The sequence below is a fragment of the Thermocrispum sp. genome, assembly GCF_002919275.1.
Classification (GTDB): Bacteria; Actinomycetota; Actinomycetes; order Mycobacteriales; family Pseudonocardiaceae; genus Thermocrispum; species Thermocrispum agreste.
The window spans coordinates 73,146-95,528 of record NZ_PKFA01000038.1; the positions used below are offsets into that span (position 1 = coordinate 73,146).

21 protein-coding genes are annotated in these 22,383 nt (G+C 67.7%); 11 read left to right on the forward strand and 10 right to left on the reverse strand.

Translation table 11 applies throughout. From position 1 onward, the window contains the following. Positions 1 to 42: 42 nt before the first annotated feature. From murJ to CXP56_RS08475, 7 genes are all read left to right on the forward strand, one after another. The gene (gene murJ / locus CXP56_RS08445; RefSeq protein ID WP_084609153.1) at positions 43 to 1,998 is read left to right on the forward strand and encodes a murein biosynthesis integral membrane protein MurJ; all 1,956 of its coding nucleotides are present in this window, start codon (positions 43 to 45) and stop codon (positions 1,996 to 1,998) included. 195 nt (positions 1,999 to 2,193) lie between these two features. Next, a complete protein-coding gene (locus CXP56_RS08450; RefSeq protein ID WP_286900652.1) occupies positions 2,194 to 3,714 on the forward strand; it encodes a protein kinase family protein in 1,521 nt (506 codons plus the stop codon). A 43-nt stretch (positions 3,715 to 3,757) separates the two neighbouring features. After that, the gene (gene sigM / locus CXP56_RS08455; protein ID WP_028847435.1) at positions 3,758 to 4,414 is read left to right on the forward strand and encodes an RNA polymerase sigma factor SigM; all 657 of its coding nucleotides are present in this window, start codon (positions 3,758 to 3,760) and stop codon (positions 4,412 to 4,414) included. Then, positions 4,411 to 5,253, forward strand: coding sequence for an RsmA family anti-sigma factor (locus CXP56_RS08460; RefSeq protein WP_028847434.1), 843 nt, complete (start codon positions 4,411 to 4,413; stop codon positions 5,251 to 5,253). The genes sigM and CXP56_RS08460 overlap by 4 nt, the downstream gene beginning before the upstream one ends. Positions 5,254 to 5,553: 300 nt before the next feature. Beyond that, on the forward strand, positions 5,554 to 6,546 hold the full coding sequence (trxB, locus tag CXP56_RS08465; RefSeq protein ID WP_286900654.1) for a thioredoxin-disulfide reductase: 993 nt from the start codon (positions 5,554 to 5,556) through the stop codon (positions 6,544 to 6,546). Between the two features lie 50 nt (positions 6,547 to 6,596). Then, complete coding sequence (trxA, locus tag CXP56_RS08470) at positions 6,597 to 6,926, forward strand: thioredoxin (protein ID WP_028847432.1); 330 nt, start codon at positions 6,597 to 6,599, stop codon at positions 6,924 to 6,926. Positions 6,927 to 7,150: 224 nt separating this feature from the next. After that, positions 7,151 to 8,290 (forward strand): N-acetylmuramoyl-L-alanine amidase, encoded by a 1,140-nt coding sequence (locus tag CXP56_RS08475; protein WP_286900656.1) that lies wholly within the window; start codon positions 7,151 to 7,153, stop codon positions 8,288 to 8,290. Between the two features lie 260 nt (positions 8,291 to 8,550). Here CXP56_RS08475 and CXP56_RS08480 read toward each other — a convergent pair whose 3' ends face one another. Then, positions 8,551 to 9,195, reverse strand: a complete 645-nt coding sequence (locus CXP56_RS08480) for a GNAT family N-acetyltransferase (RefSeq protein WP_028847430.1) — start codon at positions 9,193 to 9,195, stop codon at positions 8,551 to 8,553. Between the two features lie 204 nt (positions 9,196 to 9,399). Between CXP56_RS08480 and CXP56_RS08485 the strand changes: the two genes are divergently transcribed. Continuing rightward, positions 9,400 to 10,719, forward strand: coding sequence for an aminotransferase-like domain-containing protein (locus tag CXP56_RS08485; protein WP_028847429.1), 1,320 nt, complete (start codon positions 9,400 to 9,402; stop codon positions 10,717 to 10,719). Positions 10,720 to 10,791: 72 nt separating this feature from the next. Then, positions 10,792 to 11,760, forward strand: coding sequence for a D-alanine--D-alanine ligase family protein (locus tag CXP56_RS08490; RefSeq protein ID WP_028847428.1), 969 nt, complete (start codon positions 10,792 to 10,794; stop codon positions 11,758 to 11,760). Between the two features lie 33 nt (positions 11,761 to 11,793). Here CXP56_RS08490 and CXP56_RS08495 read toward each other — a convergent pair whose 3' ends face one another. The 8 genes from CXP56_RS08495 to rpmH all read right to left on the reverse strand — a co-directional run bounded on the left by CXP56_RS08495 (position 11,794) and on the right by rpmH (position 17,882). Further along, positions 11,794 to 12,756, reverse strand: a complete 963-nt coding sequence (locus CXP56_RS08495; protein ID WP_028847427.1) for a ParB/RepB/Spo0J family partition protein — start codon at positions 12,754 to 12,756, stop codon at positions 11,794 to 11,796. Continuing rightward, positions 12,753 to 13,835: a ParA family protein gene (locus CXP56_RS08500; RefSeq protein WP_479267884.1), complete on the reverse strand. Its 1,083-nt coding sequence runs from the start codon at positions 13,833 to 13,835 to the stop codon at positions 12,753 to 12,755. Before CXP56_RS08500 ends, CXP56_RS08495 begins: the two co-directional genes overlap by 4 nt. A gap of 509 nt (positions 13,836 to 14,344) precedes the next feature. Continuing rightward, positions 14,345 to 14,986: a 16S rRNA (guanine(527)-N(7))-methyltransferase RsmG gene (rsmG, locus tag CXP56_RS08505; protein ID WP_286900663.1), complete on the reverse strand. Its 642-nt coding sequence runs from the start codon at positions 14,984 to 14,986 to the stop codon at positions 14,345 to 14,347. A 302-nt stretch (positions 14,987 to 15,288) separates the two neighbouring features. Continuing rightward, positions 15,289 to 15,861, reverse strand: coding sequence for a Jag family protein (locus CXP56_RS08510; protein WP_028847425.1), 573 nt, complete (start codon positions 15,859 to 15,861; stop codon positions 15,289 to 15,291). 57 nt (positions 15,862 to 15,918) lie between these two features. Further along, positions 15,919 to 16,983, reverse strand: coding sequence for a membrane protein insertase YidC (gene yidC / locus CXP56_RS08515; protein WP_038044906.1), 1,065 nt, complete (start codon positions 16,981 to 16,983; stop codon positions 15,919 to 15,921). 5 nt (positions 16,984 to 16,988) lie between these two features. Continuing rightward, positions 16,989 to 17,354 carry a membrane protein insertion efficiency factor YidD gene (gene yidD / locus CXP56_RS08520; protein WP_286900664.1) on the reverse strand — a complete coding sequence of 122 codons (366 nt, stop codon included), beginning with the start codon at positions 17,352 to 17,354 and terminating at the stop codon, positions 16,989 to 16,991. Between the two features lie 8 nt (positions 17,355 to 17,362). Then, the gene (gene rnpA, locus CXP56_RS08525; protein WP_028847424.1) at positions 17,363 to 17,716 is read right to left on the reverse strand and encodes a ribonuclease P protein component; all 354 of its coding nucleotides are present in this window, start codon (positions 17,714 to 17,716) and stop codon (positions 17,363 to 17,365) included. A 22-nt stretch (positions 17,717 to 17,738) separates the two neighbouring features. After that, on the reverse strand, positions 17,739 to 17,882 hold the full coding sequence (rpmH, locus tag CXP56_RS08530; protein ID WP_084609144.1) for a 50S ribosomal protein L34: 144 nt from the start codon (positions 17,880 to 17,882) through the stop codon (positions 17,739 to 17,741). A 490-nt stretch (positions 17,883 to 18,372) separates the two neighbouring features. Between rpmH and dnaA the strand changes: the two genes are divergently transcribed. Beyond that, positions 18,373 to 19,929, forward strand: a complete 1,557-nt coding sequence (gene dnaA / locus CXP56_RS08535; RefSeq protein ID WP_245566616.1) for a chromosomal replication initiator protein DnaA — start codon at positions 18,373 to 18,375, stop codon at positions 19,927 to 19,929. A 238-nt stretch (positions 19,930 to 20,167) separates the two neighbouring features. Here the strand turns inward: dnaA and CXP56_RS08540 are convergent, their stop codons facing one another. Continuing rightward, positions 20,168 to 20,791, reverse strand: coding sequence for a CGNR zinc finger domain-containing protein (locus CXP56_RS08540; RefSeq protein ID WP_028847422.1), 624 nt, complete (start codon positions 20,789 to 20,791; stop codon positions 20,168 to 20,170). Between the two features lie 1,492 nt (positions 20,792 to 22,283). On the opposite strand from CXP56_RS08540, the gene CXP56_RS08545 reads away from it, so the two are divergent. Then, the coding region (locus CXP56_RS08545; RefSeq protein ID WP_286900665.1) for a hypothetical protein at positions 22,284 to 22,383 on the forward strand (100 nt) is incomplete at its 3' end.

Here is a 22,383-nt window from a genome sequence, read left to right on the forward strand (position 1 = left end):
GTGTCGCCCGACGAAGAAGGCACCCGGCCGGTCCGCAGGCGGATGCCGCCGGCTTCCGGGCAGCCTCCCCGTCGAGGCCCGGCCGGTCGAGGCGTGCCACCACGGCGGCAGCCGGCCGCTGGTCAGCCGCCGCGCCCGGCAGGCAGTGGTGGCCAGCCGGCACAGCGGCGTGTGCCCGGTGGTCCTCCTGGCCGTGGCGGACGACCTCCGCTGCGGCCGCCGCAGCGAACGCAACGGCTGGCCGCCGGTCCGCAGTGGCCGACCACCGATCCGGACGAGCTGCGGCCGTTCGAGGTGACCACGATGCTGCCGCGCATCAGCGCGGCCAGCCAGACCGGCTTCCTGCGTTCGGTCGACGCCGGCCCGGAAACCGGCCTGATCGCGGCGGTCGAGAAGGAACCGTCGCTGGCCCGGTCCACCGGCAAGATCGCGATCGCGTCACTGACCAGCCGGATCACCGGCTTCCTGTGGAAGATCATGCTGGTCTGGGTGGTCGGCATCGGCGTGGTCAACGACTCGTTCAACGTGGCCAACACGCTGCCGAACATCGTCTACGAGCTGCTGCTCGGCGGGGTGCTCGCCAGCGTGGTGGTGCCGTTGCTGGTGCGGGCGCAGGACGACCCGGATGGCGGGGAAGCTTATACCCAGCGCCTGCTCACCATGGCGTTGACGCTGCTGGGCGGCGCGACCGTCGTCGCCGTGCTGGCCGCGCCGTGGTTCACCGCGCTGTACGTGGACAGTTCGACCAATCAGGCCAACCCCGAGCTGACCACCGCGTTCGCCTACCTGCTGCTGCCGCAGATCCTGTTCTACGGCATTTTCGCGCTGCTGATGGCGATCCTGAACGCCAAGCAGATCTTCGGGCCGCCCGCGTGGGCGCCGGTGGTGAACAACCTCGTGGTGATCGCCACCATCCTGGTGTTCGCCATGGTGCCGGGGGAGATCTCGCTCGACCCGGTGCGGATGGGCGACATCAAGCTCCTGGTGCTGGGCGTCGGCGTGACGCTGGGCATCGTGGCGCAGGCCGCCATGCTGGTGCCGCCGCTGCTGCGCACCGGGTTCCGCCCGAAGTGGAACTGGGGCATCGATCACCGGATGCGTGAGTTCGGCGGGCTGGCCCTGTGGATCGTCGCCTACGTCGCGATCAGCCAGATCGGCTACATGGTCACCACCCGGGTGCTGACCGCGGGCGATGCCGGCGGCATGACCGCGTACTACAACGCGTGGCTGCTGTTCCAGCTGCCGTACGGCGTCATCGGGGTGTCGCTGCTGACCGCGATCATGCCGCGCATGTCCCGGGCCGCCGCGGACGGCAACATCAAGAAGCTGATCAGCGACCTGTCGTATGCGTCGCGGATCACCACGGTGGCGCTGCTGCCGATCGCCGCGGTGATGACCGTCGTCGGCAGCTCGATCGGTGTCGCGCTGTTCTCGCTCGGCCGGGGCGGTGCCGGCGACGGTGCCGAGCGGCTGGGTGAGGCGTTGGGCATCGGCGCGTTCGGCCTGCTGCCCTACGCGCTGGTGATGCTGCAGCTGCGGGTCTTCTACGCGATGAAGGACGCGCGCACCCCGACGCTGATCATGCTGGTGATGACGGTGGTCAAGGTGCCGCTGCTGTACCTGTGCCCGGTGCTGCTGGAAAGCCACCAGATCGTGCTCGGCGCGATGCTGGTGAACTCGCTGACCTTCCTGGTCGGCGCGGTGCTCGGCCAGATGTGGCTGTGGGTGCGGCTGGGCAACCTGCGCAGCAAGCGGGTGCTCGGAGTCATCCTGTTCACGTCGTTCGCCAGCATCATCGGGGCGCTGGCCGCGTTCGGCGCCGGATGGCTGATTCCCGATTGGCTGCCCGTGACGCTGACCGCGTGGCTGAAGTTGTTCGTGCAGTCGGCGGTCGGTTTCGGTGTCACCCTCGGCGTGCTGGCGCTGCTCAAGGTGGACGAACTCAAGCCGATCACCACACGGCTCAATGCGCTGCGCAGCAAAGTGCTGAAGAAGTGACCGAGTTCGCGGCACCCTGCGACAACCTCGGCCCGCGCCACAGCGTCTACCCGACTGAAGGTCGTCGCGAAATAGGTAATGTCGGTGGAAAATGGGCTGTGTCGCAGGTGTGGGAGGTAGTCGGCGAGGGTGAACAGGCGGACCGAGCACGTTGAAGCTGCGCCGGGGACGAGCGTTCGGACCCGGAGCGGTTCGTTGGCGCCGGGTGGCGTCGTCGGTGACGGCCGTTACCGCCTTCTCGCCCAGCTCGGCATCGACCAGCGCGCGGGGGCGCATTTCTGGCGGGCTCGCGACGGCCAGCTGCGCCGCGACGTCGCCCTGACCTTGCTGGTCGGGGACCCGGCGGACGCCGAGGCCGCTCGTGCCGCGCGGCGCACGCTCGAGCGGGCGGCGCATGCCGCGCAGTTCAACCACCCGGCGGTGGCGCGGGTGCTGGACGTGCTCAGCCTCGGCAGCGGCATCTCCGCGGGGGAGGGGCTGCTCGGCATCGTGGTGTCGGAGTGGAGCAAGGGCACCGACCTGATCGACGTGATCGCCGACGGCCCGGTCACGCCCGCGGCGGCGTGCCGCATGCTGGAGCAGCTGGTGGACGCCGTCGAGCAGGCGCACAACCACGGTCTTGTCCTGGGCATCGATCATCCGCAGCGGATCCGGGTGGGCCCGGACGGTGTGCTGCGGCTGGCTTTTGCGGGTCCGATGCCGCAGGCGACGTTACGGCACGACGTCCGCGCCCTCGGTGCGCTGCTGTACCTGCTGCTGACCGCTCGGTGGCCGCTGCCCGGCGGGCCGGGGATCATGCAGCCCGCTCCGCAGGGGCCGAACGGGCGGGTGGTTCCGCCGCGGTCGATCAACGCCTGGGTGCCGCAGGAGCTGTCGGCGCTGGCCACGCACACGTTGGCGGACGGCGGCGAGGGCGGTATCCGCACCAGTGCGGCGTTCTTGCGGGTGCTGCGGCAGGCCGCCGAGGTGGCCGAGCGGGACGAGCTGATCCAGAGCGGTCAGCTGCCGCCGGACAGCCACCAGGATCCGGACGGCGGGATCTGGACGACCCAGCGTCCGACCAACGATCCGGCCCGCCGGCGGAAGGTGGCGCTGGGCGCGACGCTGCTGGTGGTGGCCGCGGTGGCGATCATCGCCTGGGTCGGCTTGTCGTTGATCAGCTTCTTCGAGACCGACGACGGCGCCACCGGCCCGGAGGTCAACGTCGCGGAAAGCTCGGGCAAGAGAGACCAGAAGGACAAGAAGGACAAGGAGAAGCAGGTGGCCGCGGCCGCGGTCACCCCGTCGCAGGTCCAGGTCTACAACCCGGAAGGCACCGGGGACTCGGTCGACCGGGCGCCGAAGGCGATCGACGGTGACCCGTCGACGCTGTGGAAGACCGACGTCTACAAGCAGCAGCTCCCCGCGCTGAAGTCCGGTGTCGGCCTGTCGGTGAGCTTCGACAAGCCGATCGACCTGGCCAAGGTGGTGATCCACCGGGCGACCAAGGGCAGCAAGGTCGAGGTGCGGGTGGCGGACAATCCGAACCCGTTCCTGGACGACGCCCGGGTGGTGGTCAAGGAGACCGAGGTGTCCGGGGACAAGGTGGAGTTGACCTTGGCCAAGCCGACGAAGACGTCGCACGTGATCGTGTGGATCACCAAGCTCGGCGGGGACGAGGGCGCGTTCGCCACCAGCATCGGCGAGCTGAAGTTCTTCCCGGCTGCCCAGCCGTGACGAGCCGCGCACGGACGAGCACGGGCCGGGTAGTCTCTGGCGAGTGACCGCAGCAGCACCAACGGATGAGGACCTCATTCGCGCGCATGCGGCTGGGGACCCGCATGCGTTCAGCGAGATCGTCCGGCGCCATCGGGACCGGATGTGGGCGGTCGCCTTGCGCACCATGCGTGATCAGGAAGAAGCCGCGGACGCGTTGCAGGACGCGTTCATCTCCGCCTACCGGGCCGCGGCCAACTTCCGCGCGGAGTCCCAGGTCAGCACGTGGTTGCACCGGATCGTGGTGAACGCCTGCCTGGACCGGATTCGCAAGCGCCAGGCCCGACCGACCGTGCCGTTGCCGGAGACCGACGAGTACCGCGAGCCGGCGGCTCCCGGTGACTCGATGGCACAGCGGGAAACCAGGATGCTGATCGAGCACGCGTTGCGCCAGTTGCCTGAGGAGCAGCGCATTCCGATCGTGCTGGTCGACGTCGAGGGGTACTCGGTGTCGGAGACCGCGCAGATGCTGGGCATCGCGGAGGGCACGGTGAAGAGCCGGTGTGCGCGAGGTCGCGCGAAACTGGCAAAGGTTCTGGGCCATCTGCGGAACCCCGATGCAAATGCGAACGTCCCAATTTCCGATAGCAAGCGCGGTGCCGCGTCCGGCACTGCACGTGGCAGCCGACAGGACGCGCCACGCGAGAGGGAGGGACGATGACCGAGATGGGCAAGCCAGGGGGGCCGGGCGGTCCACCGTGGTCTGTCGATCTGCTAGCCGACCTGCACGCTGGCGCCGTCGACGAAGCGCAGGCAGAACGGTTGTGGCCACTGGTCCGCAAGGATCCGGAGGCGATGGCGGTGCTGGCCGCGCTGGACCGCACGCAGGAGGCTCTCGCCGACCTGGCGCAGGCTCCCGCCCCGCCGATGCCTGCCGAGGTCGCCGCCCGTATCGACGCGGCACTGGCAGCCGAGGCGGCCCGCGCCGGACAGTCCCAGCAGGCACTGTCGTCGCAGCAAGCGGAACAGCAGGGCAGCACGGCAACGGATGCGGTCGAGCAGCCGCACGCCGAGCAGGAGCGGCTGGCGCCGGTGGTGGATCTGGCCGCGGCTCGTCGGCGGCGCAACCGGGTGATGGGCTGGAGCGCCGGGCTGCTGACCGCGGCCGCGGCGGTGGCCGCGATCGCACTGATCAGCCCGGGGACCACGACCACCGGTAGCCCGATGGCCGGGGGGAGTCCCGACACGGGGGCGCCGTCGAACCAGGGTGTGGTGGTCGATCCGGGGAACCCGGCCGCGGCGTTCGGCGACATCCAGGGTGTGCAGGACTACGGCCCGCTCGGCAGCCGGGAGCAGCTGGAGGCGTGCCTGAAGGCCAACGACATCCCGGTGACGGGGCAGCCCATCGGGGTGAAACCTGGCAAGGTGGACGGCCAGGACGCCGTCCTCGTGGTGTTGACCACCGGTGAGCTGGCGCGGTATCGCATCGTCGCGGTGTCGCCGGACTGCAGTGGGAGCAACCCCGGAGAGGTGTACCTGGACAAGGAGTTCGGCCGATAGAGCGAGCGGCCCGGACACGGGTCCGCTCGCTACTGGCCCCTTCCTTTGCCCATGGCCGCTGCGGCGGCCTTTTTCTTTGCCCGTACATGACGGTCACCGCGAACCGCGAGCGGTACGGGTGGCTGGTGTTCCGTCATCTGAACAGCCGGTGCCGTTCGCGGGGTCGCTGTGGCGTGTGCGTTCGGGCGGGTGTGGCGCGCACCGCCCCCAGCGCGGGAACACCGCCGCCTACGATCGTGTTGAGGTCGATAGATGACAATGGCCGGCTGACAGGAGCGAGCGGGCCGAGCGGAGGTTCGTGTGGCATCGGAACAGGTTCGGAACCTGATCATCGTGGGTTCGGGGCCCGCTGGGTACACCGCCGCCTTGTACGCGGCGCGGGCTCAGCTGGAGCCGCTGGTGTTCGAGGGCACGCAGTTCGGTGGTGCCCTGATGACGACCACCGACGTGGAGAACTATCCGGGCTTCCCGGACGGCATCATGGGGCCGGACCTGATGCAGCAGATGCGGGCGCAGGCGGAGAAGTTCGGCGCCGAGCTACGTACCGAGGACGTGGAGGAGCTGGAGCTGACCGGCGACATCAAGTACGCCACGGTGAACGGTCAGCGGTACGCCGCCAAGGCGGTGATTCTGGCGATGGGTGCGGCCCCGCGCTACCTGCACGTCCCCGGCGAGCAGGAGCTGCTGGGCCGCGGTGTCTCGTCCTGTGCCACCTGTGACGGGTTCTTCTTCCGTGACCAGGACATCGCCGTCGTGGGCGGCGGGGACTCGGCCATGGAGGAGGCGACGTTCCTGACCAAGTTCGCCCGCTCGGTGACCATCGTGCACCGTCGTGAGGAGTTCCGCGCCTCGAAGATCATGCTGGAGCGGGCGCGTGCGAACGAGAAGATCCGGTGGCGGCTGAACACCCGGGTCACCGAGGTACTCGGCGAGGACAAGGTGACCGGGCTGAAGGTGCAGGACACGGTCACCGGTGAGGAATCGACGCTGGACGTGACCGGGTTCTTCGTCGCGATCGGGCACGACCCGCGCAGCGAACTGGTGCGTGGCCAGGTCGATCTCGACGAGCAGGGCTACGTCCTGACCAAGGGCCGGAGCAGCTACACGAATCTGGACGGCGTGTTCGCGTGCGGTGACCTGGTCGACCACACGTATCGGCAGGCGATCACGGCCGCGGGGTCCGGCTGCGCCGCCGCCATCGACGCCGAGCGATGGCTCGCCGAGCACGGCGACGTCGCTCAGGCCCAGGAAGCCGCGGAACTGGTTGGTGGTGGTTACGGCGCCTCGTCCTGACCGCTCCACACGACCGCAACGTTTCACGTAAAACAATTCGAGGAGATGAGATGGCCGGATCGACCATCGAGGTGACCGACGCGACGTTCAAGGACAAGGTCCTGGGCAGCGACAAGCCCGTGCTGGTGGACTTCTGGGCCGACTGGTGCGGTCCGTGCAAGATGATCGCTCCCGTGCTGGAGGAGATCGCCGCCGAGCACTCGGACAAGCTGACGATCGCGAAGCTGGACACCGACGCCAACCCGTCGACCGCGCGTGACTACCAGGTCATGTCGATTCCGACGCTGATCCTGTTCAAGGACGGGCAGCCGGTGAAGCAGATCGTCGGTGCGAAGCCGAAGCCGGCTCTGCTGCAGGATCTCGCCGACGTCATCGGCTGATTCACGCCTTCGTCAGCGAGCCGTCACCGGGCCCGTTACGGCCGGTGGCACCCTGCCGAGCGGACCTGCATGCAAACGGGTAGCCCCGCCGACACCGTCGACCTACTCGTACCTACGGACAGTTCACAGGGCACAATGGGATCCCCGGGACCAACCATCCCGGGGATTCCTGCGCCGGGTGATGCTGGCGGCTGAGTGAAGGACGAGACAAGTGCGAGGAGTGCATGCGAGTACTCCGCCGCGGTGATCGCGGCCCGGACGTCGCAGAGATCAGATCGCTGCTGGTCAAGCAGGGTCTGCTCGCCGACGACGGCTCGTCCAGCGACGTTTTCGACCATGCCGTTGAACACGCGGTTCGCACGTTTCAGCAGCAACGTGGACTGATCACCGATGGAGTCGTGGGTCCGGCCACGTATCGGACTCTCCGGGGAGCGAGCTTCCACCTCGGCAGCCGGCCGCTGGCGTACTTGATGTCCGCCCCCGTACACGGCGATGACGTGTTCGCGTTGCAGGAGCGCCTGACCGAGCTGGGTTACGACAGCGGCCGCCCGGACGGCATCTTCGGCAAGGCGACCGAGCGCGCGCTGCGGAACTTCCAGCGGGACTACGGCCTGGTGCCGGACGGTATCTGCGGCGCGGCGACGGTCCGGGCGTTGAATCAGCTGTCACCGCGGGCACGTGGCGGCCGCCCGGTGCTGCTGCGGGAGCAGGAGCGGGTGCGTCAGTCGGGCCCGCGTTTGCGCGGTAAGCGCATCGTCATCGACCCGGGGCACGGCGGCGACGACCCTGGCGTCCAGGTGGCAGGGCTGCGCGAGGCCGACATCGCGTGGGACCTGGCGCGGCGGCTCGAGGGCAGGATGAAGGCCACCGGAATGGAGGCGTTGATCTCCCGGGGCCCGCACCACAGCCCGTCGGACGCGGAGCGCGCCCAGTTCGCCAACGACGCCGGCGCGGACCTGTTCTTGTCGTTGCACTGCGACCAGAACAGCTCGCCGAAGGCTCAGGGAGTGGCGACGTTCCACTTCGGAACCGGCAACGGGACGACGTCGACCGTCGGTGAGCTTCTGGCCGGCTACATCCAGCGCGAGCTGGTGGCCCGCACGGGTTTCAAAGACTGCCGGACGCATCCGAAGACGTGGGAGATCCTGCGGCTGACCCGCTGCCCGGCGGTAAGGGTGGAGATCGGTTACCTGACCAACGAGCGCGACCGGGCGCGCCTGTCCGACCCGGCGTTCCGGGACATCGTGGCCGAGGGAATCCTGGTCGCGGTGAAGCGTCTGTACCTGCTGGGCGAGAACGACCAACCAACCGGGACGTTCACGTTCGCCGACGTCCTCGCGCATGAGCTGACAAAGCAGCAGTAGGCCGAAAAACGTCGCTGCCCACGGCACACCTGCTTTCACGGCCGTCCGGCCGCCGACGCACGGCTTCTCCGCCCTTCGCAGCCCCATCCTTCGCAGCCCCCGCCCTCCCTGGGGGGCGACCCCGTCTCGAGCCTAGAGAGGACGGAAAGAAGCGCGTCATCCACACACCTGTGGATAACTCCCAGAACTGTGGATAAATCCTGTGGATAACGTGTGGATCACTCGGAGCGCACGACCATCAACCCAGTGTGACGGACGTCTCACCGACGCACAAAACCGCTGGACTGAGCCGTGGAGATCGACACCTGCCCGAGCAACTGCTCCAACGCGGCCTCCACATCCTCTTTCCACAGCATCCCCCCACGCAGCTCCAGCCGAAGCCGCGGCCAACGCGCATGCGGCGCCACCGTCTTGAAGCCGACCCGCGACAAGAACTCCGCCGGCACGACGCAGTGATGCTCACCCTCGTCACGCTCGTCCGGCCGCGCGTCCCCGAAAGCTTCGATGGCACGCACGCCACGCCGCGTGAGGTCCTTCGCCACTTCCTGGACCAGCACACGGCCGATCCCGCCACCCCGGAACTCCGGTTGCACGTGAAACGCGGTCAACAACACCGCATCCGGGCTCGCCGGAGAAGTCGGGAACGCACCCGCGCGCGGCACGACCGTCGGCGGCGCGTACAGGACGAACCCGACCGGCAATTTGTTGCTGTACAGCAACCGCCCACACGACCCCCACTCCAGCAGCACGCTGGACACCCACGCTTCCTTCTCCAGCTCGGTTTCGCCGAACTGCTCGACCTCACTCCGCAGGTGCGGGGCGACTTCCCAGTACACGCACTTGCGGCAATGCCGCGGAAGGTCCTCCAGATTGTCCAGCGTGACGCCCACGACCTGCCGCGACACGTAACCTCCCAAAGCGGTGTGCGCCCCCCCAGAAGCAAACGGGCCGACTCGAGGCAGATCGCTCGAATGGCCCACGACGATCGTGATCGAGGATAGGCGGCCCACGACGAGCCTGACTACCCCGGGGTAGCCCGGGCGACATTCTGTGACATCCGACCCGAGCCTGACGACCCACCCGACATCGGCGTTTACACTCGACAGACCATGGTGCTGCAACCCTCCGCGGCCGGCGACCCAGCCCGCCACAACCTGGACCCCCACCTCGCGCGCTATGCCGCGCGCACCGAGGGGATGACCGCGTCGGAAATCCGCGCGCTGTTCGCGGTGGCGAGCAGGCCGGAAGTCGTCTCACTCGCCGGGGGCATGCCGAATCTCGCCGCGCTTCCACTCGAATCCCTGGCCAGCCAGGTGCAAGACATCATCGCCCAGGACGGCCTGGTGGCCCTGCAATACGGGTCGGCGCACGGCGTACCGAAGCTCCGGGAACAAATCTGCGAGGTCATGGCCTTGGAAGGCATCAAGGCCCACCCGGACGACGTCGTGGTGACCGTCGGCTCACAAATGGGCCTGGACATGATCACGCGGCTGTTCTGCGACCCGGGCGACACCGTCATCGCCGAGGGCCCGTCGTATGTGGGAGCACTCGGCTCGTTCGCCGCGTACCAGGCCCGGGTCGTGCACGTCGCCATGGACGACGACGGTCTGGTACCCGAGCTGCTGGAAGAAGCGCTCACCTCGGCCGCCGCCCAGGGCAGGCCGGCCAAGCTGCTCTACACGATCCCGAACTTCCACAACCCGGCGGGCGTGACGCTCTCGGTCGAGCGCAGGTCACGCATCGTGGAGATCTGCCGCAAGCACAACGTGCTCATCGTCGAGGACAACCCCTACGGCCTCCTCGGCTTCGACGGCCAGACCTACCCGGCGCTGCGGTCGCTCGACCCGGACAACGTGGTCTACCTCGGCTCCTTCTCCAAGACGTTCGCGTCCGGGCTGCGGGTCGGCTGGGTACTGGCCCCGCACGGCATCCGGGAAAAGCTCGTGCTGGCCGCCGAATCCGCCACGCTGTGCCCACCGACGTTGAACCAGCTCATCGTCAGCCGGTACCTGGACACCCACGACTGGAAAGGCCAGATCAAGAAGTTCCGGGAAAGCTACCGGGAACGACGCGACGCCATCCTGGCCGCCCTCGCTCAGCACATGCCGCAAGGCTGCACCTGGACCGAGCCGGAGGGCGGCTTCTACGTCTGGGTCACGGTCCCGGAAGGCATCGACACCAAAGCGATGCTGCCGCGCGCGGTCACCGCCCGCGTCGCCTACGCGTCCGGAACCGGCTTCTACGCCGACGGCTTCGGCTCCCGGCAGATGCGCCTGTCCTACTGCTACCCGACCCCCGAACGCATCAAGGAAGGGGTGCGTAGGCTGGCAGCGGTTCTCGAGTCCGAGATGGAGCTCGTGCAGACGTTCGGCACGGTCCAGCGGCGACCCGTGTCCGGACCGCAAACTCCCGGACCCGACACCGCCTGACAGCTGACATCACGCAGATCGCACCACACGGTCCACATAAGGACTGTTCGGGACGAGAGGGGTAGTGGCCTGATGGCTGACCGTGCTGTTGCCGTGCTCGCTGGCGGCCTCTCGCACGAGCGAGACGTGTCGCTGAGATCAGGACGGCGACTGTCGGCCGCGCTCAGAGCCGAAGGCATCCACGTCGAGGAATGGGACACCGACGCGGAACTCGTCTCTCGCCTCCGCGAGCAGCGCCCGGACGCCGTCGTGGTGGCCCTGCACGGCGGAGAAGGGGAGAACGGTTCGGTCCAAGCAGTGCTCGAACTGCTCGACGTGCCCTACGTGGGCACCACAGCACAGGCGTGCCGCCGCGCGTGGGACAAGCCGATCGCCAAGTCGGAACTGCGCGAGGCCGGCTTCCACACCCCGGACTGGGTGGTCCTGCCGCACAGCACGTTCCGTGAACTCGGCGCGCAGGCCGTCCTCGACGCGATCGTGGACCGGCTCGGCCTGCCCCTGATCGTCAAACCGGACCAGGGCGGATCCGCCCTCGGCGCCCAAGTCGTCCGCGACGCCGCCGAACTGCCGGCCGCCATGGTCGGCTGCTTCGCCTACGGCGACACCGTGCTGGCCGAGCGCTACATCGAGGGCACAGAGGTGGCGGTCACCGTCGTCGAACGCGACGGTGAGCCCCAAGCCCTACCGCCGGTCGAGATCGTGCCCGAATCGGGCATCTACGACTACACGGCCCGCTACACCGCGGGGCTGACCGACTTCTTCACCCCCGCACGGCTGAGCCCGGAAGCCGCGGCCGCGGTGAAAGAGCTCGCGGTCGCCGCTCATCGCCGCCTCGGATTGCGCGACGTTTCCCGCACCGACGCTGTGGTCCAACCCGACGGCACCGTCCAGTTCCTCGAAGTGAACCTGTCGCCGGGCTTGACCGAGACGTCGACCGTTCCGATGGCTGTCGAAGCGGCGGGCGGCTCGCTCGGCCAGATCTACGCCGAACTGATCGAGCGAGCCGTCGCACGTGCCTCGACCAAGGACATCACCGGCTGAGATCGTCCGTCACGTGACGAAATAGCACGCGTGTCATTTGTCGTCGAGATTCATCAGTCCGACGATCCGTTCCAGGTCGTCGATCGACCCGAACTCGACGACGATCCGGCCCTTCCGCTTGCCCAAGTCCACCTTCACCCGGGTGTCGAACTTGTCCGACATCCGCTCGGCCAGCTCCTGCAGCCCGGGGGCATGCAGCGGCTTGCGCGGTGACGACTTGCGCTTGGCCGACGGCTTCTCGCTGCGGGCCAGGGTGACCGCTTCCTCGGTCGCCCGCACCGACAGCCCCTCGGCCACGATGCGCGCCGCGAGCTCTTCCTGCTTCTCCGGATCGTCCAGCGCCAGCAGGGCACGGGCGTGACCCGCCGACAACACACCGGCGGCCACGCGCCGCTGCACCGGCAACGGCAGGCGCAGCAACCGGATGGTGTTGGTGATGACCGGACGGCTCCGGCCGAGCCGGTGAGCCAGCTCGTCGTGCGTGACGTTGAACTCCTCCAGCAGCTGCTGGTACGCCGCCGCTTCCTCCAGCGGGTTCAGCTGGACCCGGTGGATGTTCTCCAACAACGCGTCACGCAACATTGCGTCATCGGACGTCTGGCGCACGATGGCCGGGATCTTCTCCAAACCGGCCCGCTGCGCGGCTCGCAGCCGGCGCTCGCCCATCACCAGCTCGAACTTGTCGTCGTCCAGCTGGCGCACCACGATCGGCTGCATCAGGCCGAACTCGCGGATGGAGTGCTCGAGCTCGGCCAGCGCGGCCTCGTCGAACACCTGGCGCGGCTGGCGCGGGTTCGGCGTGACCGATTCGACCGGTACCTCACGATAGACCGCGCCGGCGACTTCGCCGCCGACCTCGGACGTGGCTCGCACCGCGCCGTTCGCGGCGAACCAGTCACCTTTCGCCTTGCCGCTCTCACGCACCGATTCGGCCGCACCGGTCGGGATGAGAGCCGCCAGGCCTCGTCCCAGTCCGCCCTTACGTTCCGCGCTCATCGGTTCTCCCTCGCACCCCGCTCGGCCAGCTCACGCGCCGCGTCGAGGTAGCTCATCGAGCCCCGCGACCCGGGGTCGTAAGCCAGCACCGTCTGCCCGAAGCCCGGAGCCTCCGAGACCTTCACGCTCCGCGGAATGATCGTCCGCAGCACCACCTCACCGAAGTGACTGCGCACCTCCTCGGCCACCTGGTCCGCGAGTTTGGTGCGACCGTCGTACATGGTGAGCAAGATCGTGGTCAGCGAGAGCGACGGGTTGAGGTGTGCCCGAACCAGCTCGATGTTGTTCAACAGCTGCCCAAGACCCTCCAGCGCGTAGTACTCGCACTGGATCGGGATCAGCACTTCCTGGGCCGCGACCAACGCATTGACGGTCAGCAGGCCCAACGACGGCGGACAGTCGATGAAGACGTAGTCGACGCCCAGCTCGTTCAACGCCTGCTCGGTGAGCGCCTCCTTCAGCCGCGACTCGCGCGCCACCATGCTGACCAGTTCGATCTCGGCGCCGGCAAGGTCGATGGTCGCCGGAACACACAGCAGGTTCGGAGACTGGTCGCTGGTCTTCACCGCGTCGAGCAGGGAGATCTCACCGATGAGAATCTCGTACACGGACGGCGTGCCGGATCGGTGCTCGATCCCCAGTGCGGTACTGGCGTTGCCCTGCGGGTCCAGGTCGATGACCAGAACCTTCAGCCCGTGCAGGGCGAGCGCGGCGGCGAGGTTCACCGTGCTCGTCGTCTTCCCGACCCCGCCCTTCTGATTCGCGACCGTCATGATGCGACGGCGGACGGGGCGAGGCAGCTTCTCCTTGGGGTGCAGCACCCGCGCAGCGGTGAACGCTTCTTCGGCGATCGGCGTCCACGCGGGGGAGTCACCGCTGTGGTCGGCAAACGTGCCGGTCACCGGGCGTAGCACCTCCCCGGCGCCAATGGCCCCTGTGGTCGTGGTGCTGGTGTTGGCATCGGTGTCCGACGGGACCGGGACCGCGGCCGGACTGTGTACGCCGGTTTCACGTGAAACATCCCTCACTTCGTCACGGATAGGCACACCATCGCTCCCTCGACCCAGTACGTCGTCCATCGCGTCAATGGTCGCATGCGAAGCGGTCAATTTTTCAGCGCCGCTCCGGTCTGACGCACGGGTTGAGGGTCTTCCCCGGGAAACGGTGGGAATTACGACATTAATGACACCACTCGCGTCACCATGCGGTGACCCCGGGGAACCATCGCAGTGCTCGGACAGAGGGGTCGCCAACCTGAGGATTGGACCACGCATCACGGTGGCGCGAAAAAAGGGAGGGCGCAATCCCGACCCGAGCCAGCGCCGAACAGCGGGCGAGCGGGTCGATCACGGGGTCAACCAGGAGGATGTCCCATGTGCCGCGTCCAGTAGGACGCCGAACCTGTCCGGGGGAGGTCCAGCGACACGCGATCAGGCACGCACAGAGACCGACCATCAAGCCGGCCACTGTTTCACGTGAAACGTGACCGCGGGCATGGCACGGATGCCTCGCGCCGGAGGACGGACGCAACCGCTTTCACGTCACCTCGGCAGCGCCGCCGATTCACCAGCCCGGCAGCGCCGCCGATTCATCGCCGACGCCGGCGCCCCTTCCTCGAGCGCACGGATCGTGGTGCAGCCTCGATCACGACGACGGTGGCAGGAACTTCGAGAACGTCCACACCACACTGGACGACATCGATGCTTTCCCCGCCCGCCTTCTCCACGATCGCCTCGTCACGCGCGATCTCCTCGGCAACGCTCGCACCCTTGACGGCGAGCAACAAGCCACCGGTGCGCAGCAACGGCAGGCACCACTGCGCCAGTCGCCCCAACGGCGCCACCGCGCGAGCCGTCACGACGTCCACCGCACCCAGTTCAGCACGAACCGCCTTCTCTTCCGCACGGCCGCGCAGCACGTCAGCGTTCTCCAGTGACAACTCGTCGAGGACTTCCTCCAGCCACTGCACACGCCGCGCCATCGACTCCAGCAAGGTGATCGAGATGTCCGGACGCGCCAGCGCGAGCGGCACACCGGGGAAGCCCCCACCGGATCCGACGTCGACGACGTGAGCGCCTTCGGGAACGAGTTCACCCACGACGGCGGAATTGAGCACGTGACGATCCCAGATGCGCTCGATCTCGCGTGGCCCGATCAACCCCCGCTCGACACCCTGCTCGGCAAGCAGGGCAACGAACCGGTTCAACCGCTCCACGCTCTCACCGAACATCTCCGCCACCACGGTCGGCGGCGCAACGAGCCCGTCGGGTTCCTTGGTCACCACAACTCCCACCATCTCGTGCGATCCGTAGCCAATGCCAGCCGATCACCCCGGGCAACCGACGCCAGTTTTACGTGAAACGAGCTCCTCGACGAGGTACCGGGTCCGGCCCGAGCGCCGGGCGACACACATCGACACCCACCCGATGATCCCCGGCGGCACACCCCGAGCACCGTTTCACGTGAAACGTCTCCCCACAGCGAAGGGGTGCGACCGCCGAAGCGATCGCACCCCTCAGCCCGTCGGCGATGTCACTTCTCGGGAATCACCACAACACGACGACGCGGCTCCTCGCCCTCGCTCTCGCTCGTCACGCCGTCCACTGCGGCAACGGCGTCGTGCACCACCTTGCGCTCGAACGGCGTCATCGGCTGCAGCTTCATCGGCTTGCCGGTCTTGGCCACCTGCTCCGCCGCGGACCGGCCGAGCTCCTGCAGCTCCCGCCGCCGGTTCGTCCGCCAGCCGGCGATGTCCAACATCAGGCGGCTGCGCACACCGGTCACCTGCTGGACCGCGAGGCGGGTCAGCTCCTGCAGCGCCTCCAGTACCTGACCACGGGGACCGACGAGCTTGTCGAGATCCTTGCCACCATCGATGCTGACGACAGCGCGCCCGGCCTCGACATCCAGATCGATGTCTCCGTCGTAGTCCAGCAGATCGAGCAGGCGCTCCAGGTAGTCACCCGCGATGTCGCCCTCGCGCACCAACAGGTCGTCGGTGTCGGACTCGTAGTCGTCGTCGATCACTTCCACGGGGTCCGTGTCGTACACCCCCGGTGGCGTCGCCCCATGCGCCCCCAAGGGGTGTTGCGCCGTCTCAGACATGATGGGTCTCCTTCTGTTGCTCGCGCGCTCGCCACGCGCGGAATGCCTGGGTGCTGATCAACGCCGCTTGCGGCCGGGCTTCTTCTTCGCCGCACCGGCCCCGCTCGACGCGGTGGACGGCTTGCCGGGAGCCGTGGAGGGTTTGTTGTTCGCGCCGCCGGGCTGCCCACCCGACTTCGACTTCTGAGTGGCCGGTTTCTGAGCGGCCGGCTTCTGACCCGGCTTGGGCGCCTTGCCCGCCGACGACGCTGCGCCCTTCTTCTTGGTCTGCATCGGCCGCGCACCCGGCTTCGGAGCCAGCGCGCTGCGCTTCTCCAGCGCCGCCTTCTTCTTCTCCTCTTCCTCCCGGTCGATGCGGCGGTAGACGATCCGCTGCTGCATCAACGTCCACGCGTTGTTGGAGAGGAAGTAGATCAACAGACCGATCGGGATGAACGCACCGAACACCAGCAGGCCGATGGGGAAGACATACAGCGTCAGCTTGTTCATGACCGCTGTCTGCTGCGTGGCGTTCGCCGGGTTCTGGCGCGAGACCGAGTGACGGGCGGTCAGGTGCGTCAGCGCACTCGCCAGCACCATCAACGGAATCGCAACGGGGACTGCGGGGGAGTGGAACCCGTCGCCGCTCATCCCCATCACGCCGGTGTTGTAGATGGCCTGACCGAGGTTGGAGCCGAACAGGTCGGCCTGCATGTACTGCTGCGTGGCCTCGGGGCTGAACGTGTAGTTCCCCCAGCCCTTCTCAGCGTGCACCGCGAAGGCCCGCAGCACGTGGTTCAGACCGATGAAGACCGGGATCTGCAGCAGGATGGGCAGACAGCCACCCAGTGGGTTCACGCCGTGTTCGCGCTGCAGCTTCTGCATCGCCAGCGCCTGCCGCTGGCGATCGTTGGCGTAGCGCTTCTGGATCTTCTTGATCTCCGGCGCGAACTCCTGCATCTTCTTCATCGACCGCACCTGGCTGACGAAGGGCTTGAACAGAATCGCCCGCACGGTGAAGGTCAGGAAGACGATGCCCAGCACCCAGGAGATCGCCTGGGCCTCGCCGAAGATCGTCCCGAACACCTTGTGCCAGATCCACAGGATGAAGGTGACCGGGTAGTAGAGGAGATAGTCGAACACTGCGGTTACTCCTGGGGTGTGCTGTCGCGGCGGAGTCGCCGGCCGGGCCCGGCCGACTCTCCGTGCCTATCACTGTCAGGTCGAGGTGCCCGCCACCGGAACCGCTCAGGAACTTCGTCGATTCCGCCCGGATGCCACGGGTGGCAGCGCAACAACCGGCGCACCGTCAGGTACAAACCGGCGAACGCACCATGACGGGTGATCGCCTCCACCGCATACGTACTGCACGTGGGGTAGAAGCGGCAGCTGGGCGGCAAGAGCGGACCGATCGTCTTGCGATACAGGTGGATCGGGAGCAACAGAACGAACGCCAGCGGACCCGGACGTGGCAACGGCGACCGTTCGGTGGTCGCCACATCCGATTCCTGCATGGTCGCCGTCATCTCCGCTCGCCCTGAACCAGGCGAAGCTTGCGCAACGCGGCGTCGAAATCCGACGCCAGTTCGGCACTCGTGGCCGAGGAAGCTGGGGGCAGTGCTCGCACGACCAACGCGCAACCCGGCGGCAACGTTCCCAAGCGCGCCGCGACGACATGCCGCAGCCGGCGAACGACCCGGTGCCTGACCACCGAATTGCCGATCGCCTTGCTCACCACGAACCCCGCCCGCGGCTGCTGCTCGGGCAGGCCCGTCACGGCGTGCACCACGAGCCGCCGCCGTCCGGCCTTGGCGCCGCGGCGCAGAATCATCTGGAAGTCCGCGCTGCGGCGCACCCGCGCCGACCGGGGAAGCACGGTCGAGGCATGCCGGCGGCCGTCAGGCCGTCAGCCTCTCCCGGCCCTTGCGGCGGCGCGCGGAAATGATGGCCCGACCCGCACGCGTGCGCATCCGCAGACGGAAACCGTGCTTCCGTGCGCGCCGACGGTTGTTCGGCTGGAAGGTACGCTTACCCTTGGCCACGACAGTTTCTCCCGCATCGTCGTCGTCTGTGCTGTCTCCAACCGGCGACGCGAACCGCTTCTGTGGCGGTAACCCGGGCATGCCAACACCGCCCGATGCCGACGGGAGACTCATACGAGGGTACGGCAGGCCCTCCTCCCCTCACCCAACCGCCCCCACTTAACCGCTCCAGGTGCAACGTCGGCCAGCCGAACTGCGACACGCCGAATAGGATGAAATCCTTGCCCCTATCGGGACCTTGTGGCACTGGCTCGGCCTTGTTAGCGTGCCCCTTCTAGCGCTCAACCAGGGGGCCGCCCGCGGGCAGCGTCAGCGGGGCACGCGTCAGGCCGGGGCGGCGGCACGGCCTGCTGCGGGCCGTCGTACGTTAGTGCACAGTTGTGGATAACCGTGTGGATACCCGGTCGCCGGGTGGAAGCACGGCGAAGAGCGTAGCCGACCGCAGCGTGGTCACGCGATGCGGCCGTGGCGGGGGATGGGAGCGGAACAGGTGTCGTCGGAGCACCAGGTCAACCTGGGCGTCGTGTGGGAGCAGGTCGTTCGGGAACTGTCCGCCGGGACGCTGTCCCCTCAGCAGCGCGCCTGGATGCGGGTGACCCGGCCGATCGGCCTGCTGGACGGGACCGCGTTGCTCGCCGCACCGAGCGAATTCGCCAAGGACGCCATCGAACGCGTGTTGCGCGAACCGATCACCGACGCGTTGTCCCGCCGGCTCGGCGGGCCCGTTTCGCTCGCGGTGAAAGTCGACACGATGGAAACCGGCGAGGCGGCCTCCGCCGTGCCGTCGGTGCCCGAGACGCAGCCGCCCGGCAACGGCGCATCAGCTTACCGGCCCCCGGCCCCCGAACCGATCGGGGTACCGTCGGCCGACGGGGAAGTCGGCGACGGGGACAACGCCGAAGTCGACGAAGAAGGCGAAGCGCTGGCGGCGGTGCACGACATGTGGCCGTCGTTCTCCGGCCGTCCGGTGGCCGGGCAGCCCTACACCGCCCCGGCGCAACCGGAGACGTCCAAGACGAAGCTGAACGAGAAGTACACGTTCGACACCTTCGTCATCGGGGCGTCGAACCGGTTCGCGCACGCTGCGGCGGTCGCCGTCGCCGAGGCCCCGTCCCGCGCGTACAACCCGCTGTTCATCTGGGGGGAGTCGGGGCTCGGCAAGACGCACCTGTTGCACGCGGTAGGCCACTACGCCCAGCGGTTGTTCCCCGGGATGCGGGTGCGCTACGTCTCCACCGAGGAGTTCACCAACGACTTCATCAACTCGCTGCGTGACGACCGCAAGGTCGCGTTCCAGCGGCGGTACCGCGACATCGACATCCTGCTGGTCGACGACATCCAGTTCCTGGAAGGCAAGGAAGGAACCCAGGAGGAGTTCTTCCACACCTTCAACACCCTGCACAACGCCAACAAGCAGATCGTGGTCTCCTCCGACCGGCCGCCGAAGCGGCTGGAGACGCTGGAGGACCGGTTGCGCACCCGGTTCGAGTGGGGCCTGATCACCGACATCCAGCCGCCCGAGCTGGAAACCCGGATCGCGATTCTGCGCAAGAAGGCCGCACAGGACCGGCTGGACGTCCCCGGCGAGGTGCTCGAGTTCATCGCCACCCGCATCGAGGCCAACATCCGGGAACTGGAAGGCGCGCTGATCCGGGTGACCGCGTTCGCGTCGCTGAACCAGCAGCCGGTCGACGTCAACCTGGCGGAAATCGTGCTCCGCGACCTGATCCCGGATTCCCAGGCGCCGGAGATCACCGCGGCCACGATCATGGGGGTCACCGCCGAGTACTTCGACGTCAGCATCGACGACCTGTGCGGCCCGGGAAAGACCAAGGCGCTGGCCACCGCGCGGCAGATCTCGATGTACCTGTGCCGGGAACTGACCGACATGTCGCTGCCGCGGATCGGACAGGCCTTCGGTGGCCGCGACCACACCACGGTCATGTATGCGGAGAAGAAGATCCGTAAGGAAATGGCCGAGCGTCGTCGCATCTACGACCAGGTGCAGGAGCTGACCAGCCGTATCAAGCAGCGCGCCCGCCAGTAGACGCGGGCCTCGCTTGCATCTCGGACTTCACGAGCATCGGCTGCCCCGTGTTGCGCGCCGATCAAGACGCCACGTACACGCGCCTGTATAAGTACTGTCTCCCCTATAAGCACTGTCAGTACTGTCGCCACGTTCGCGAGGTACGCGACGTCTTCCGCACAGTATCTATATACGCGCTGTACGTGACCCCTATATAGATACTGTGCGCGCCGGTCGGTTGCCGGCGTCTACACAGTTGTCAACGCGAGCCTTCGCTAGGGCGCGTACGCGATCCCGTCCGCTCGCGGAACGCGCGGACCTTCTGCCGGTTTCCGCAGCGTCGCATCGAGCACCACCGCCTATTGCCCGGACGCGACGTGTCCAAGAACAGCAACGAGCAATCCTCGCCCAGACATTCGCGAACCCGGCTCGCCCTGACGCCAATGACGTCGATGGCGTCGCGCGCAATCGCCCCCAACACTTGCTGGCCGCTCATGGGCGCCCAGCGCAGTTCGAGCGTGTGGGGATCGACCTCCAGATGCACCGCTTCACGCGCGTAATCGTTGATTGCCTCCAGCTGCTCCGGCCGCGGAGCCTCGTGTCGAGCGAGCGTGGACATCACCCGCCATGCGAGCTCCCGCAGCTCCTTGACCCGCCGCAGCTCGGACGGCCGCACGGTCACATCCCGAGGGTCGATCGCCGAGACGCGCGCCAGCCGTGACGCGGCCAGCCAGCGCACGAAGTCCGCGGGCGACCGCAGCGATTCGCCCTCGGCGAACCCAGCCGGGCCTCCGGTCAGCAACAACTCGAGACACAAGCTGCCGGGATCGAACAGCCACCGCCGGCCATCCGCTCCGGTGACCATCCTGACGCCTGGATTCATGTAACTACTATATTCGGTTTCTTACACCTCTTTAACCAGTTACGTCGGATGTCGCCGGCACACGGCTTCTGCAGCCGAGCCCTGGACGATCCGCACGGTCACCGTCGCTCGCACCCATTCCCGAGAGACCAGGGGCACACCGCTCAGCCGACAGACCGGGGCGCACTGCTCACCCGACAGACGGGGGCGTACCGCACTCCCAAGAGACCGGAGGCGCACCGCACTCCCGAGAACCGGGGCGCATCGAACCCGTGAGACCGGACGCATCAGCCGAACGAGCGGACGGTGACGAAGCCGGGTGAACGGTCGCCACCGGCCCCACCGACCGTCAGCCGTCTGGGGCAGCGCGCGTTACTCGTCGATCGCCGGCGGGCGTTATCCACCGAGCGGCCAACGACACGAGTGCCGAGACGGTGGGCGTGCGTGGACGGCACCGACCTCCGCAGACAGGCCACCCCCAGGCCCCGATGAGCCAGTGACGGCCGCCCCACCGTGATCGGACTCCTGCTGAACTTCGCCGGCACCGAACTTCCACCGAACCGAAGAACTCGTGTGGAACTTCTGCCGAAGCGGAGTGCGGCCGATGCGCCTGGCTCGATCGGCTTGATGGCATTCAGCGCGGCGAGCATGCGCACGTGGCAAGGCGGCACACGCGACGAACATCGGTGGGCTAGGGACACCAACATCCCCGGGGGCGCCCGCCACGTCCGAACGCGGATCAGCCCCGTCCCTCAGGACTCGGGTGCCGACACCGATCACATTCGCCGTCGGGACGACCGCCACGCCGAGACACTCTGGGCCACCGACTCCCGCGCATCGTCAGTCGTCGTCGACGCGAAGTGCCACCGCTGCGACTGCGCCCGATCACGACAGAGCGTCCGACAGCACCGGATCGCAATCGACGAGAGCCGACACCCCCGAAGCAGCCTCCCCGTCGAAGTGCGCCGCCGGGTCGGCGCAAGGCGACACGCCACCGGGTGGTCCTCCTCACCTCCTGGGGGGATTTCCATCGGCACCCAGGCCACGCCCGCGAACTCGGCTCATCACCACCGAACTACCCCACATCTGGGGACAACCCTGTGGATAACTGTGGAGAACCGGTGGATCGACGGTGGACAGCTGCGAACAACCCGAAGTTGTCCACGGTGGCGCCCAGTTGTCCACGGATCCATCCCCGGGGCTATACACAGACCGTGACGGCCTCTCACGTGCAGTGATGGTCAGTTATCCACAGTTTCCACAGCACCTACTACTACGACGGTATTTCTCTCCGATTGGGAAAAGATCCCAAGATTGGCAGCGCTCGCGCTTTTCTGTGGACAACCTCTGAACTTTCGCCGAACTCCAGCTTGGGGGCCCGAGGTGACGGGGGTGGGCGGGACGTTCTACCGTTGAAGGTCCGCGCGGAAGGTGCGCCGTTCGCAGGGGAGCCACCTGTCGTGCACGACGTCCGCTGCGCCGAGCGATCTCGGCTGTCGGGAAAGGGTGACGCATGAAGATCCGCGTCGAGCGTGACAACCTCGCCGATGCCGTTGCCTGGGTAGCCAAGAGCCTGCCCACTCGACCGTCCGTCCCGGTGCTTGGTGGTGTGC

Excerpts from the sequence above, each read along its gene's own strand:
- murJ (WP_084609153.1), top strand. The coding sequence starts at position 43 with ATGCCGCCGGCTTCCGGGCAGCCTCCCCGTCGAGGCCCGGCCGGTCGA.
- CXP56_RS08460 (WP_028847434.1), top strand. The coding sequence starts at position 4,411 with ATGACCGAGATGGGCAAGCCAGGGGGGCCGGGCGGTCCACCGTGGTCT.
- trxA (WP_028847432.1), top strand. The coding sequence starts at position 6,597 with ATGGCCGGATCGACCATCGAGGTGACCGACGCGACGTTCAAGGACAAG.
- CXP56_RS08475 (WP_286900656.1), top strand. The coding sequence starts at position 7,151 with ATGCGAGTACTCCGCCGCGGTGATCGCGGCCCGGACGTCGCAGAGATC.
- CXP56_RS08485 (WP_028847429.1), top strand. The coding sequence starts at position 9,400 with ATGGTGCTGCAACCCTCCGCGGCCGGCGACCCAGCCCGCCACAACCTG.
- CXP56_RS08490 (WP_028847428.1), top strand. The coding sequence starts at position 10,792 with ATGGCTGACCGTGCTGTTGCCGTGCTCGCTGGCGGCCTCTCGCACGAG.
- CXP56_RS08495 (WP_028847427.1), bottom strand. The coding sequence starts at position 12,756 with ATGAGCGCGGAACGTAAGGGCGGACTGGGACGAGGCCTGGCGGCTCTC.
- CXP56_RS08500 (WP_479267884.1), bottom strand. The coding sequence starts at position 13,835 with ATGGACGACGTACTGGGTCGAGGGAGCGATGGTGTGCCTATCCGTGAC.
- rsmG (WP_286900663.1), bottom strand. The coding sequence starts at position 14,986 with ATGTTCGGTGAGAGCGTGGAGCGGTTGAACCGGTTCGTTGCCCTGCTT.
- CXP56_RS08510 (WP_028847425.1), bottom strand. The coding sequence starts at position 15,861 with ATGTCTGAGACGGCGCAACACCCCTTGGGGGCGCATGGGGCGACGCCA.
- yidD (WP_286900664.1), bottom strand. The coding sequence starts at position 17,354 with ATGCAGGAATCGGATGTGGCGACCACCGAACGGTCGCCGTTGCCACGT.
- CXP56_RS08540 (WP_028847422.1), bottom strand. The coding sequence starts at position 20,791 with ATGAATCCAGGCGTCAGGATGGTCACCGGAGCGGATGGCCGGCGGTGG.